Origin of the sequence: Arcticibacter svalbardensis MN12-7, from assembly GCF_000403135.1 — a bacterium.
In the GTDB taxonomy this organism is placed as follows: domain Bacteria; phylum Bacteroidota; class Bacteroidia; order Sphingobacteriales; family Sphingobacteriaceae; genus Arcticibacter; species Arcticibacter svalbardensis.
In genome coordinates this window covers 98,187-111,880 of sequence record NZ_AQPN01000145.1, presented here as the reverse complement: position 1 = coordinate 111,880, position 13,694 = coordinate 98,187, and the positions used below count along the sequence as shown (strand labels likewise).

Genomic DNA, 13,694 nt, shown 5'->3' with positions numbered 1-13,694 from the left:
ATCCATTTTCATATCCTTGTTGAACAATTAGGACCTAACAAATAGCAGTATGAAATTTCCTTCCTTGTATTCTTTGGGACAGAGTATCCAGCGAGTGGTATTACGCTTTCCTCTGCAGGTACTTGCTTCAGTAGCTGCCACACTGGTTTGGTGTTATATGATTGACCCCATTGGAGACGTCAAAATTGTGGAAGACAATTACATCAAGTTTATCCTGGTATGTAATCTTGCATTGGTGCTTTTATTAGCTGGTGATCTCTATGCGGAAGTAAATAACTTCAGTATGGTAAAAAAATGGATCATTCGTACTCTTGGAGTGTTGATTTGTACAGGTTTATATTTTGCATTGCATCCGTCATATTACGATGCTGATATTTACAGGATTGGGTTAATCGCCTTTGCCTTTCATCTTTTAGTGGCTTTCGTTCCTTTTATTAAGCATGGGAATCTAAACGATTTCTGGGGATTCAATAAAACGTTGTTTCTTCGATTTCTGACCTCAGTACTCTATGCATGGGTGTTATATGGTGGCTTGGCTGTGGCATTATTAGCGATTGATGGATTGTTTAGTGTAGACATTAACTCCAAAATCTATATGATGCTCTTTGCAGGAGTCACTGCAGGGTTCATGACGATCTTTTTCCTTTCGGGAGTTCCTGAAGTTGTGGAATCCGATAAAGCAGTTGATTCGTACCCTAAAGGGCTTAAAATATTTACCCAGTATGTACTGATCCCCTTAATGACTATCTATTTGGGGATTTTACTGGTATACGAAATTAAAATTATCATTATTTGGGAACTGCCCAAAGGTATGGTCTCGGCTCTTATTTTAGGGTATGCCGTATTTGGGATTCTCTCTTTATTGCTGATCTACCCAATTAGAGAGAAGTCCGGCAATGGATGGATTAAGATGTTCTCCAAGGTATTTTATTTTATGATGATTCCATTGGTCGTGCTGCTGTTGCTGGCTGTTTGGAAAAGGGTAGGTCATTATGGCATTACAGAATCCCGGTTTATCTTAGTCCTTCTAGCGGTATGGCTTACTTTTAATACGATTTACTTCTTGTTCAGCAAGAGACAAAATATTAAAATTATACCTATTAGTCTCTGTATCCTGGCCTTATTGTCCACCTACGGTCCTCAGAGTGCTTTTTCTGTATCCAGGTATTCTCAGGTACTCCGGTTGAAAAGACTGATGGCTTCCAGGGAGAAAGAAGATATTAGACAGCGTGCAGGGGTGGTGCGTTATCTGGTGGACCGTCATGGATTGCATTCCCTTCAGAATTTCACTAAGGTAGATCTGTCTGCCCTTGAAAGTAGGATGGAGAACAAAGCTGGTGTTCGTTACAGGTATGAGATTAAAAATAAGCTATTAGATACGGCTTATGCGTTGTTGAAGGTAAAAGAGGATGATTCTAACTTTCAGCGTGATGTCACTTTCATCGCTCCCGGTAATGAGATGATTGATGTTAAGGGATATGATTATATGGTTGACATCAATAGCTATGCTAATAAAACGGAAACAACATTAAACGGTTTGCCTGTAGTTGTGGAAAGATTGGAGCCAAATAAGAATCTCCATATAAAAATAGGAAAAGGCATTGTAGCGGAGCTTGATGTGAACAAATTGATTAAAAATGCTGCTGCAAAATTTAAAAAGGGAAGATTGAAGAGTAAGTCGGGTAATCAAGATAGGTATTATCTTTCCAAAGACTCTTTTGTCTTAATGCAACAAGTCGATGCATATGATGTGTCTCTTGTCATTTCATCTCTCACTGTTCCTAATACTGATGACCAGAAAAGAATCAATAGGGAGACGCACTATACGGGTTATCTGTTGATTAGATTACGATCTGATCAACAAAAGAAGTAGTATTCAATTCCTTACTTCTGGTAATAAGTTGGGTGTTAGGATACGTGCTCAATTTATCTATTGGCGGAAGAACTATTTACTTGGATGCCGCATGAGTAAATGATAGGTTTTTATTAAAATTATGGACGTAGTGTCTTGTATCATTTGATGGTATAACTGGTAGCCATTTTAGTCATAAATTATAATTGAAAGAATAAGTTGCTTTTGTGCTAAAGGTTGCTATCTTTGCAATCCCAATCCGAGACAAGATTGTTTAAATACAATGGAGGCTTAGCTCAGCTGGTTCAGAGCATCTGCCTTACAAGCAGAGGGTCACTGGTTCGAACCCAGTAGCCTCCACAATCGTTCGCAAGTTGCGAAACACTTGCGAACGATTTTAGATAATATTGTTTATAGACCTCAATTCAAAACCTATAGTATTATCATTTCAAATTAGTAAGCGGTCCTTTTATTTTTTTAAATGCAAAACCGGGTCATTTTTTTGGGCTTCCGGGTCAATAACCACATTTTCCCCGGCAGTCATTAGCCATTTACCCTTTTGTTTTACATAAACTAATAAGGCTATATCATCACTACCTGGTATCTTATGACCATCAGGGGTGGTAAACTCGCTTACATAACTTTTAAATTGAACTAAAGCCGTTGTCGGGTTAATGATTCGTACAAAAACTCCTTTATTAGTCATGGTAGTCTGCTTAAACATGTTAGTGTGGTAAAATTGAGTAGAATATTCAACCTCTTTTAAATTTTTCCACCACATGCCTACAATGTTTACCCAACTGCAATCTGCTGTGCAGTAGGTTTTCATATCACTATGGTCATGCCTGTTCCAACTGTTAACCATTGCGTCAACTTGCTTTTCAATGGCTTTAACATCTGCATTTTTTGTTTGTGCCTGTACAGATAAAACAGATAAAATAATTGCTAAAAATGTTAATGTGCTTTTCATGGTATAAGTTTTTTTTTGTAAAACTAATTGATCACTATGAGCACAAATAGTAAAAAAGCGACATCTTATTCTATATACGCATGTGTTCTTGCAATAGCGCTGGTGCACTATTGATCTGTTTGGCGAGCGTACCGGGAAGTGAGCCCGTAAATTCCTTAAAATCCCTGATTAAATGCATTTGATCAAAGTATCCGCAAGTATAGGCTATGTTAGTCCAGCTTAACCGGGGGTAGCGCTCTTTTAACCTGTAGGCTTTGGAAAAACGAACAAGCCTCGAAAAGACTTTTGGTGAGTAGCCCATAACCTCTTTAGCCCGCCGTTCATATTGCCGCAAACTAAGGCATGCCAATGAAGCTGCACTTTCTATGGACATATCACCTTGTAATTGGGCTTTCAGAGCATGTTCCCATGGCAGCAGCAAAGAATAATTGAGTTTGTGCATAAAAAAGCGCTCCACCACATTTTTCATATCAAAAGCTGTTTGTGCCTCCTGTAACTGCTCATTTACCTCCGCTATTTCGTGGCCTAACAATAGCGTGGCATCGAAGGGTTCATCGTATAACTCCTGCATCGGCATTTTTAGTAACCTGTGCATACCACCAGGCATAAATGCTACCGAAACAATAATGTGGTGAAGACCCATTGCAATATTAACCTGACTTACCTGTGGCCCTACGATGATACTTGCTGGGTGTTTTTGAACGCCGTTTTTATCATTACGAACGATAACTGCATCCCTGGGATATAAATGAATAGCATGTTGAGGAGTCGGCGGAAAAGGACTGAACTCAAGGGTAACTTTATCGAACTTAGCTTCAAGAACCATAATATGACTGATATGGTTTCTTAGCGCAGGATGAGGAACGTAAAACGACGGTACCATGTTCATATGTTCAAGGTACGACACTATTTCAATAAATTCTAATCGAAATAATTATATGTCTAAATCGGCGATTAAACGCAAATCAGACAGGAAATAGTTCGATACTTGTAAAGTAGCCACCACAAAACTAGACAAGTCAGATAATTCTGAACTTGTCTAGTTTTTTTGTATTTAGGAGTGTACAAACCGATAAAACATATTTCAATCTAAGACATTACTGATTCATTTCATTTCTGATAAATGTCTCAAGAGTTTCCTTACTGGGCTATTGGACAAGATATTTAGACACAAACACTTCATTAGATAATCCGGTGGTCGTGTATTCCACTAAAGCATCATTTTTGTCTGCACATAAAATTATTCCTATTGGAGGGTTGTCTCCTTCACTCATTTCATGTTTGCGGTAATAATTCAAGTAAAGGTTCATTTGACCTGCATCAGCATGGTCATAACGGCCCAATTTTAAGTCGAGTAATATATGCGATTTATTTTTACAGCTTCCACCGCATAAAAATGTCGTATCAAGGAGTTTTCCACTTTTAATAGCTCAATAAAATGTGAAAAATTAAGGTGGCTCAGCAGTTCCTTTGGAGAAAGATAAGATACTTGATCTTTTTCGCTTATCAATTGGTCAGACAACGTCTGACCAATTTCAGGATAGGTCTGGTAAAACTGCCTAAAGAGCTTCAGGTTTGTCAACGACATACCTTTTTTGTTAATATCGTCGTGGCACTCCTCTATTCAATTTAAGATGTTGAATTTTTAGAGTTCTATTCCTAGGGGCGGTAATGGCGGTTCTTACAAAGTATGTATATCAGTAAGATGGCCTTTCCTTTTTTCTAAAGCTATACTCCCTAATAAGAAAAACATGTTTGTTAACGTTTTATGACGGGAAATGTACGTCCAACTATAAATCGTATTACAGACTTTTACAATTGCAAAATAGCAAGCTGTTATTGCCAATAATATATACAGGGAACTAACTATATCTTTAAGGTCCCAGTTTGATTTCCCCGTATAAGAAGATATCATTGCAAGAAAAAAAGTAATAAGTATAGATAAAGGGAATAAATTTTGAAGCTTAATTATCATTTCAGTAGACTTCGCGCGATTGTTGATTTCGGTCTGTAACAACAAGATTGATTCAAAAGTAAAAAGCTCGTGCCTATTCAGTATCTTTTCAAGTTCTGTTTTGTCAAATTCTGAAATGCCTATTGTTACCGTGGGGCAAATTAGCCTTCTTGGGTAAGAGCTTTTATTATGTATCGGTTACAAAGGTTATTCCCTACATATACTAATAAAAATGAGATTGGTAACAGTATTAAAAACCACAACGAGTTGACACTAAACTTAAAAGAGAGTATAAATACCCCAAAATATATTCCTATCAATCCGCCAATGACCATCAGGTTCACCCGGATTAGTTTTTTATTGTCAATCTTAGTTATCAGTAACTTTAAATTTGACACATTTTTAAATTCATAAATAATCTTATCTATCATATTGATGCAGTTTAGTGTAATACTGTGCCTATTATCTTGTTTTTCGCTTAAAACATACTATTTGCATAATCAGGCTTCATAGCAATTGATTCAATCGGTTAGCGATTCTTCATGTTAAATTAAAGCATGTCCTTAAATTACAGAAAAATGCTTTTCTAGCAAGCATATAGTTTTCTTTGCCAGATCCGGTTTTTGGTAATAGATTGAAAGCCACTCAACGCATAATCAGCCTTTTCTATCTTAACATATAATTTATCAATGGTTAATAGTTCCTTAATTTAAACTTAATACTAACTTTTAATTGCTCTAACACGGATTAATTATTCTTGCCGCTATTAAAATCATCTACTATTTCTATTTCTGATTAAGATTTACACTACCTAAGATTAATTTTATGAGAGATTCTACTACGAGAAAGCATTTTTTTATTTTTAAAAGGGCAATTATTCCATTATTTCTATTATTTACGATGGAAATGAGTGTTTCTGAAGCTATTGCTAAGCCATTATTAGGGAGCAAATCTTACCTCAAAGATGTTGCCATTACAGGAACGATTACTGACAAACAAGGGAAAACACTTCCTGGGGTTTCTATCAGGATAAAAAACGAAACTGTAGGCACTACTAGCGATATCAATGGAAAATTTGGCTTGCAGGTTGCCGACGGAAATGCAGTCTTGTTGATTTCATACATTGGCTTTAAAACGGAGGAAGTAGCACTTAATGGACGTTCAACTATTACGATCGTATTAAGCGAAGAAGACAATCAGCTTAATGAAGTGGTTGTGACTGCGCTGGGCGTTTCCAGAGAGAAAAAGTCTTTGGGATATGCCGCACAGGAAATTAAAGGTGGAGAGCTGGATAAAGCTCGTGAATCTAATTTTTCCAGTGGGTTAGCTGGAAAGATTGCGGGAGTTACAGTAATGAATAGTCCTTCCGGAGTCGGGGGGTCTGCACGGGTCACCATTAGAGGAGACAAATCTTTAAATATCAATAACAATCAGCCTTTATATGTAATTGATGGGATTCCAATCAGCAATGATAATTATGGATCATCGGGGAGCAGCTATCAGGAGGTGGATTATGGAAATGGTGCATCACTTGTCAATCCGGATGATGTGGAGTCCATAAATGTGCTGAAAGGCGCAAATGCTGCTGCTTTATATGGTTCAAGAGCTGCGAATGGAGTAATTTTAATTACTACTAAAAGTGGCAGGCGCAGTAAAGGAGCTGGAATAAGTGTGAATTCTGGGGTTACTTTTGAAAGGCCTTTGGTATTACCTGACTTTCAAAAGAAGTATGGACAGGGTAATGATGGAGAATTTTCCTTTGTTGATGGTCTTGGATCAGGTGTCAGGGATGGTGTGGATGAAAGTTGGGGACCTGCATTTAATGGACAACTCATTGATCAGTTTGACTCACCCACATCAAATGGTTTTCGCGGTGGTGATATTTACCTGATTAACGACGGATCATTGGGCTCTGCTGCAAATCTTGCTGCAAGAGGTACTATAACACCTACACCCTGGTTGAACAGTTTTGATTTGAATGACTTTTATGAAACCGGAATTACAACGAATAATAATATTGCCGTTACCTCATCAAATGATAAAGGTAATTTCAGGTTTTCCTATACCAATCTGGATCAAAAGGGTATAGTGCCTAACACTGATTTGAAGCGGAATACATTCGCATTCAATTCTGGATATAATGTCACCTCTAAATTGAATGTAAAGGCGAGTGTGAATTATATATTAAATGATAGTGATAACAGGCCAAGCATCAGTTATGGTACTGAAAATATCATTTATCTCCTGAACAATTGGTTGGGGCAGCAAGTCAACATCAATTCTCTAAAGGACTATTGGATGCCGGGTATGGAGAATCGGCAGCAGTTTAATTTCAATTATAACTACCATGATAATCCGTATTTTAATCTTTATGAGAATACGAACGCACAAAACGCCCACCGTCTTATTGGAAATATAGCCGTTAAATATGATATTAACAGCTGGCTGAATGTGCTGTTGCGGGGAGGTACAGACTATGGTAACGAATTACGGGAACGAAGAAGAGCTTATAGTACACAACGTTTTCCTCAGGGTGCTTATCGAGAAGAACGGATTGAAAATATAGAAACAAATTTTGACTTTCTGATTAATGCAAACCGGTCCATCAGCAAAGATTTAAAGGTATCGCTTAATGCGGGAGGTAATTCACGGATCAATAATACAGATCAAATTGCTACTTATACTTCACAATTGCTTACGCCAGGGATTTATAGCCTAAATAATTCAGCGATTCCATTGGTAACAGAGGTTTTTAGTCCGGAGAAAAGGGTCAATAGTTTATATGCTTTCGGACAGTTCTCCTTCAAAGACTTTTTATATCTGGATGTTACGGCCCGTAATGATTGGTCCAGCGCACTAACTTTACCTGTAAATTCAGCCACACTGGGCATTACAGATAATTCTTACTTCTACCCGTCTGCATCTTTAAGTGGTTTGATAAGCGAAATGTTTAAAATGCCGTCATGGATCAGTTATGGAAAAGTAAGGTTAAGTGTGGCACAGGTTGGTAATGATACTAGTCCTTATTCATTTACGCAGGCTTATAACAAGCAGAATCCAATAGGAAGTAATCCTGTATTCAGCACCTCTGGTGTGTTACGGAATTTTAATATTAAACCTGAAATCAGTACTTCATTAGAAGGAGGATTAGAGTGGAAGTTTGCGAAAAATCGTTTAGGCTTTGATGTCACTTATTATCATGTGACTACTAAGAATCAGATCTTGAATAACGTTCCGATTTCTATTACGAGTGGATTCAGTACACAGATTCTGAATGCGGGAGAGATCAGCAATTCAGGTATAGAAGTTTCATTAAATGCCACACCAATCAAACAAAGTTTTAATTGGGATATTAATGTGAACTTTTCTGCTAACAGAAGTAAGGTGCTTAAGTTAACGGACGAAATTTCTATCTATCAAATGGCTAGTAAAGAAGCCATATCTATAGAAGCCCGTGTAGGTAATAGGATGGGAGATATGTATGGAGAGGTTTACCAACGGGTAACAGATCAATCAAGTCCTTATTTTAATCAGATCATCAATAACGATACCGGTCGGCCTTTATCTACGGGTACTGCACAGCGGTTGGGTAATTATAATCCGGATTGGCTTGCGGGGATACGGAATTCGTTTTCATACAAAGGAGTTAATCTGAGCTTTTTAGTTGATGTCCGTGAGGGTGGTAAGGTGTATTCGCTTACTCAGGTAGTGGGAAGGGAAGCAGGACAACTAGAAGAAACACTTCTGGGGCGAGCAAATGGATATGATTTAACTTTAGAAGGGAACGGTGTGATTAGTCCGGGAGTGATCCAGAATGCAGATGGTTCCTACCGCCCAAATGATGTCAAGCTTTCTGCCAGAGCATGGAATTCTGCTTTTACAAATGGACGATCTATTGCGGAGCCGGTTATCTATGATGCCTCATTTATCAAACTCCGCGAGCTCAGTGTGGGTTATGTTATTCCTTCTAAGTTTTTGCAAAGGTATAGGATCAGCAATATGGCCTTATCCTTGGTAGGAAGGAATCTATGGGTACATTCTAAAGTTCCGCATATTGATCCGGAGCAAATCGCATTGGATGGGGGAACGTATGTGCCGGGAGTTGAATCTGCTTCTATTCCTACTACACGTTCATTGGGACTCAATCTGAATTTTAATTTCTAAACTGATTTAAAGATGAAATATTCTAAACTACTGCTTTCTTATATCCTGCTGAACGGTTTGGTGTTATTAGCCGGATGTACCAAGGATTTTGCTGATATAAATGAAGACAAAAACGCCATTACGATCATTACACCAGATCTGTTGCTTCCTTCCGTGATTCGCTCCTCTGTTAATACCATGATGGGTGAGGCTTGGGGTGTGGGTACGCTAGTCGTTCAACAAACAGCAAAATATCAGTTTGTAGATGACGACCGATACATTTGGGGAAATAGGGATAATATTTGGAATTCTTTTTATACGAATTTGAGAGACATCAAAAAACTGTCCGAACTTGCAGAATCTTCCTCTCAGCCTGCTTACGAAGGAATTGCTTTAATCCTAAAATCGTGGATGTTTTCTATAATAACCGACACCTATGGGGATGCCCCTTATAGCGAAGCCACTGCCGGCGATCAGAATATCCTGAAGCCTAAATACGATACACAGGAAGAAATTTATACTGGTATTTTAAAAGATCTGGAGACGGCTAACACGATTCTTTCTACCTCTGCATCCTCTGTTGGAGGCGATCTGATCTACCAGGGCGATGTTTTGAAATGGAGGAAGTTAGCCAATAGCTTGCGCATCAGGTATCTCATGCGGATTTCTGCTAAAGTAGATGTGAAATTAAGATTGCAGGCAATTGTAGATAATCCGTCAAGCAGTCCTTTGTTTGAAAATAATGCGGATGATGGGGACTACTCCTATTATGCAGAGGCTCCTAATCAGTTTCCAAATTACACAAATAGAATTGGTGGATTTGATGAATTTCGGTTAAGTAAAACTTTCAGCGATGTGTTGCAGGCATTTAATGATCCACGACTTGCTATTTTTGCCAGACCTACCTCTGCTTCTGTCACTGCAGGATCGCCTGTATATGTAGGAATGCCAAATGGATTAAGTGATACGGAGGCATTGAAATATAATGGAGGTTCGAATAACATCAGTAGAATAGGAAGCTTTTATTATGAAAATTCAATTACTCCAGCAGGACTTCTTGTTGCAAAAGGATATATGATGGCCTATCCGGAGTTGCAGTTTCTTTTGGCTGAAGCAAGGCTTAAGAACCTGATTACGACGACGACTTCAGTTCAAACCTATTATGAGCATGGTGTTTCAGGTGCTTTTACCTACTTGAATTTAACGATGCCAGGCGACTATTTAACCCGTACTGGTGTGATATACGATAGTTCAAATGCCTTGAAACAAATTATTACACAAAAGTGGATCTCCCTTTTCTATACCGGATTGGAAAATTGGTTTGAATGGAGACGTACTGGATTTCCTGTACTGGTAGCAGGTCCTGATAATCAGAATGGGGGCAGGATACCTGTGCGCTACAAATATCCGTTAAATGAACAGTCGCAAAATCCTGCAAATTTAAATGAAGCTATTACAAGACAAGGGCCTGATGATATTAATACCAAAGTTTGGTGGGATAAATAATACTGTTTATTTTTAAGATACATGAATGAGAGTAGAAGAGCATTTATAAAAAAGGCAGGATTGCTGACAGGCGCAGCCGGGTTATTTAGTATCATGCCAGCATCTATACAGCAGGCATTGGCTATTGATGCCGCACCAGGGAGTACGTATATGGACGCGGAACACGTGGTTTTTTTGATGCAAGAGAATCGTTCTTTTGATCATTGTTTCGGTACTTTAAATGGTGTCCGTGGTTTTAATGACCCAAGGGCTTTCCAATTGGCCAACACTAATCCGGTTTGGTTACAAACGAATGCTTTGGGAGATACCTATGCTCCGTTCCGACTAAATCTTAAAGACACTAAATCTACCTGGATGAGCTCACTTCCTCATTCCTGGGAAAATCAGGTGGATGCTTTAAATGGTGGGAAAATGGATAAATGGTTGGAAAGCAAAAAATCGGGGAATAAAGAGTTTGCTCAAATGCCGCTGACAATGGGGTATTATAATCGAACTGACATTCCTTTCTATTATGCATTAGCCGATGCATTTACGGTTTGCGATCAGCATTTTTGTTCTGCTTTAGCAGGTACGAGTCCTAATCGCTTATTTTTCTGGACAGGCACAGTACGGGCAGAACAGGATGAAAATTCGAAAGCGCATATCTGGAATGGTGAAATTGATCACAAAGATATTCATTGGACTACTTTTCCAGAGCGGTTGGAAGACTTAGGGATTTCATGGAAGGCCTACCAAAACGAATTAAGTATTCCTGTTGGCTTTGAGGGCGAGGAAGAAGACTGGTTAGCTAATTTCACTGACAATGATCTTGAATTTTTCGCTCAGTTTAATGTTCGCTTGCATGCAAAACATCTTGATTTTTTGACTAACAGATATGTTGCGCTTCAAAAGGAGGTTACAGAATTAAAGAATCAGTTACAAGGATTTCCTGACGATAGTAAGCTGCATAAGAATCTCGAAGAGAAAGAGCAGTTACTAAAATCGATTCAGGATGATATGGGCACATGGAACAAACAACGTTTTGAACAACTGTCGGAACGCCAGAAGAGTATTCATCGTAAAGCGTTTGTAACCAATAGTCAGGATCCTGATTATCATCAATTGGTAGAGATGGATTACATGGATGATGGGGTTAAGCGAAAGATGAAAGTTCCTAAAGGCGATGTTTTGCACCAGTTTAGACAAGATGTGGATGCTGGACAGTTGCCTGCAGTATCCTGGTTGGTACCATCATCTCATTTTTCAGATCATCCAGGATCTCCATGGTATGGTGCCTGGTATATTTCTGAGGTGATGGATATATTGACTAAGAACCCGGAGACATGGAAGAAAACTATTTTCATTATTACCTATGATGAGAATGACGGCTATTTTGATCATGTCCCGCCTTTTTTACCTCCACATAGTGCAAGACCAGAAACTGGTAAAGTTTCCGGCGGAATGGATACCAGGGTAGAGCATGTTAGTCTTGAACAAGAAAAGCAGCGGGGATTTGAAGACCAGCGCGAAAGTGCTATAGGACTTGGATTTAGGGTACCAATGTTAGTCATTTCACCCTGGACGAAAGGGGGATGGGTAAATTCGCAAGTCTTTGACCATACCTCAAACCTGCAATTCTTAGAGCACTGGTTATCTAAAAAGACAGGTAAGGAGTTGACACAACCAGAAATAAGCGATTGGCGGCGTACAGTTTGTGGCGACTTAACATCTGTATTCAGACCTTCACCTGATAAGGTTGTTAAAAATCCGGCACCTGTAGAGAAGGATAGGTTTATTCAAAGCATCCATAAAGCACAATTTAAGGCTTTACCATCCGGATATAAAATATTGAATGAACAAGATATTGAACAGGTGAAAATCAATCCTTTCGCAAATACAGTAGTTCCAATACAGGAAAAGGGGATGAAACCGTCCAATGCTATTCCTTATCAAATATATGCGGATGGTTATTATGATGCAAAACAGCATGGATTTGTTTTAAGTCTTAAATCAAAAACAGAAGTTTTTGGAAAGCAAACAGCCGGATCGCCATATAATGTATATTTTCCGGGAAGGACATCCTTTAAGGATGCTAATGGGTTGCTGAAATGGGAAAATATGCGACTTCGCTCGTATGCTGTTCAAGCTGATGCTGACATAATGGATCTGATTGCCTTAGAGAGTTTTGAAAATAACAAATATCACCTTCAATTACATGGTCCTAATGGGTTTTATAGGGAATTTAAAGGAGATCATTCAGATCCGGCTGTAAAGATTTTAGTTGAATATCAGCGGAATAGGTTATACAAGAATAAATTAACAGGGAATGTGGAATTAACAATAATCAGTGAGCCGCCTGGGCAGTTTAAGGAAATTGTTGTAACTGATTTAGCATACGGAGGCGTCACCAAAACAATTAGGGTTTCTGGTAAATCTGGAATTGTTGGTGTGGATTTAAGTAAGAGTTACGGCTGGTATGACTTTAGTATAAAAGTAAAAGGGCATGACCAATATGAACAAAGGTTTGCCGGAAGAGTGGAAACGGGTACAAGCAGTTTTAGTGATCCATTTATGGGAAGGGTAATAGTTTAAGGCGAAAATATTTGTTTATTTAATGAAATATATGATAAAAATTATTGTATCAATTCTAACTGGATTTATCTGAATTTTAGCATATGCATTATTATATTTGTACATAACCAATGACCAATGTCCTCTTTAAGTACTATATGCGATTCAGAACTAGTTGTGCTGTTAAAGCAGGATAGCAAGGAAGCGTATACAGAAATTTACGACCGTTATCATGGTATTCTCTACGCTTTTTCTTATAAGAAGCTGAATGATAGGGAAGAAGCGAAGGATCTTATCCATGAGCTTTTCCTGTCACTATGGGAACGTAGAAACTTGCTGGATGTCAAGATAGGGCTGGCTGCCTACTTATTCACGGCAGTACGAAATAGGGTATTGAATTTAATTAAACATAAGAAAGTTTCTTCTGTGTATGTAGAATCCTTCCAACTCTATATGGTTAACAACCAAATTGCAGCAGATGAGGTTCTTCAACAGAAGGAGCTGACTGCTTTTATAGAAAAGGAAATACAAGCGTTACCTTACAAAATGCGGATGGTGTTTGAATTAAGCCGAAAAGACCATTATACACGGGTGGAAATTGCTCAGGAATTAAACCTTTCGGAGGAAACGGTTAAAAGTCATATGCATCATGCTTTAAAGATCCTGAGGGTTAAATTGGGTTCAATGTTTTTCCTGATCTTTCTGATCTATCCCTAAAT

The 13,694-nt window shown here is 38.4% G+C and carries 9 protein-coding genes and 1 tRNA gene; 6 read left to right on the top strand and 4 right to left on the bottom strand.

Annotated elements, in window-relative coordinates; translation table 11 throughout:
- Positions 1–49 precede the first annotated feature (49 nt).
- Both ADIARSV_RS19570 and ADIARSV_RS19565 read left to right on the top strand, forming a co-directional pair.
- Positions 50–1,873 carry a DUF4153 domain-containing protein gene (locus ADIARSV_RS19570; RefSeq protein WP_016197417.1) on the top strand — a complete coding sequence of 608 codons (1,824 nt, stop codon included), beginning with the start codon at positions 50–52 and terminating at the stop codon, positions 1,871–1,873.
- 264 nt (positions 1,874–2,137) lie between these two features.
- Positions 2,138–2,212, top strand: a tRNA-Val gene (locus ADIARSV_RS19565).
- Between the two features lie 109 nt (positions 2,213–2,321).
- Here the strand turns inward: ADIARSV_RS19565 and ADIARSV_RS19560 are convergent.
- The 4 genes from ADIARSV_RS19560 to ADIARSV_RS23285 all read right to left on the bottom strand — a co-directional run bounded on the left by ADIARSV_RS19560 (position 2,322) and on the right by ADIARSV_RS23285 (position 4,410).
- Complete coding sequence (locus ADIARSV_RS19560; protein WP_016197416.1) at positions 2,322–2,822, bottom strand: SgcJ/EcaC family oxidoreductase; 501 nt, start codon at positions 2,820–2,822, stop codon at positions 2,322–2,324.
- A gap of 70 nt (positions 2,823–2,892) precedes the next feature.
- A complete protein-coding gene (locus tag ADIARSV_RS19555; RefSeq protein WP_016197415.1) occupies positions 2,893–3,705 on the bottom strand; it encodes an AraC family transcriptional regulator in 813 nt (270 codons plus the stop codon).
- 265 nt (positions 3,706–3,970) lie between these two features.
- Positions 3,971–4,183, bottom strand: coding sequence for a PDDEXK nuclease domain-containing protein (locus ADIARSV_RS23290; RefSeq protein ID WP_083936624.1), 213 nt, complete (start codon positions 4,181–4,183; stop codon positions 3,971–3,973).
- Positions 4,168–4,410, bottom strand: coding sequence for a DUF1016 N-terminal domain-containing protein (locus ADIARSV_RS23285; protein ID WP_083936623.1), 243 nt, complete (start codon positions 4,408–4,410; stop codon positions 4,168–4,170). Before ADIARSV_RS23285 ends, ADIARSV_RS23290 begins: the two co-directional genes overlap by 16 nt.
- A gap of 1,272 nt (positions 4,411–5,682) precedes the next feature.
- Between ADIARSV_RS23285 and ADIARSV_RS19540 the strand changes: the two genes are divergently transcribed.
- From ADIARSV_RS19540 to ADIARSV_RS19525, 4 genes are all read left to right on the top strand, one after another.
- On the top strand, positions 5,683–8,940 hold the full coding sequence (locus ADIARSV_RS19540; protein WP_235048450.1) for a SusC/RagA family TonB-linked outer membrane protein: 3,258 nt from the start codon (positions 5,683–5,685) through the stop codon (positions 8,938–8,940).
- 12 nt (positions 8,941–8,952) lie between these two features.
- Complete coding sequence (locus ADIARSV_RS19535; RefSeq protein WP_016197412.1) at positions 8,953–10,425, top strand: SusD/RagB family nutrient-binding outer membrane lipoprotein; 1,473 nt, start codon at positions 8,953–8,955, stop codon at positions 10,423–10,425.
- Between the two features lie 21 nt (positions 10,426–10,446).
- On the top strand, positions 10,447–12,996 hold the full coding sequence (locus ADIARSV_RS19530; protein ID WP_016197411.1) for a phosphocholine-specific phospholipase C: 2,550 nt from the start codon (positions 10,447–10,449) through the stop codon (positions 12,994–12,996).
- 117 nt (positions 12,997–13,113) lie between these two features.
- Positions 13,114–13,692 carry an RNA polymerase sigma factor gene (locus ADIARSV_RS19525; RefSeq protein ID WP_016197410.1) on the top strand — a complete coding sequence of 193 codons (579 nt, stop codon included), beginning with the start codon at positions 13,114–13,116 and terminating at the stop codon, positions 13,690–13,692.
- Positions 13,693–13,694: the final 2 nt, after the last annotated feature.

Bases quoted from the DNA above. Each gene is read 5' to 3' on its own strand.
- ADIARSV_RS19570 (WP_016197417.1), top strand. From the start codon at position 50: ATGAAATTTCCTTCCTTGTATTCTTTGGGACAGAGTATCCAGCGAGTG.
- ADIARSV_RS19560 (WP_016197416.1), bottom strand. From the start codon at position 2,822: ATGAAAAGCACATTAACATTTTTAGCAATTATTTTATCTGTTTTATCT.
- ADIARSV_RS19555 (WP_016197415.1), bottom strand. From the start codon at position 3,705: ATGGTACCGTCGTTTTACGTTCCTCATCCTGCGCTAAGAAACCATATC.
- ADIARSV_RS23285 (WP_083936623.1), bottom strand. From the start codon at position 4,410: ATGTCGTTGACAAACCTGAAGCTCTTTAGGCAGTTTTACCAGACCTAT.
- ADIARSV_RS19540 (WP_235048450.1), top strand. From the start codon at position 5,683: ATGAGTGTTTCTGAAGCTATTGCTAAGCCATTATTAGGGAGCAAATCT.
- ADIARSV_RS19535 (WP_016197412.1), top strand. From the start codon at position 8,953: ATGAAATATTCTAAACTACTGCTTTCTTATATCCTGCTGAACGGTTTG.
- ADIARSV_RS19530 (WP_016197411.1), top strand. From the start codon at position 10,447: ATGAATGAGAGTAGAAGAGCATTTATAAAAAAGGCAGGATTGCTGACA.
- ADIARSV_RS19525 (WP_016197410.1), top strand. From the start codon at position 13,114: ATGTCCTCTTTAAGTACTATATGCGATTCAGAACTAGTTGTGCTGTTA.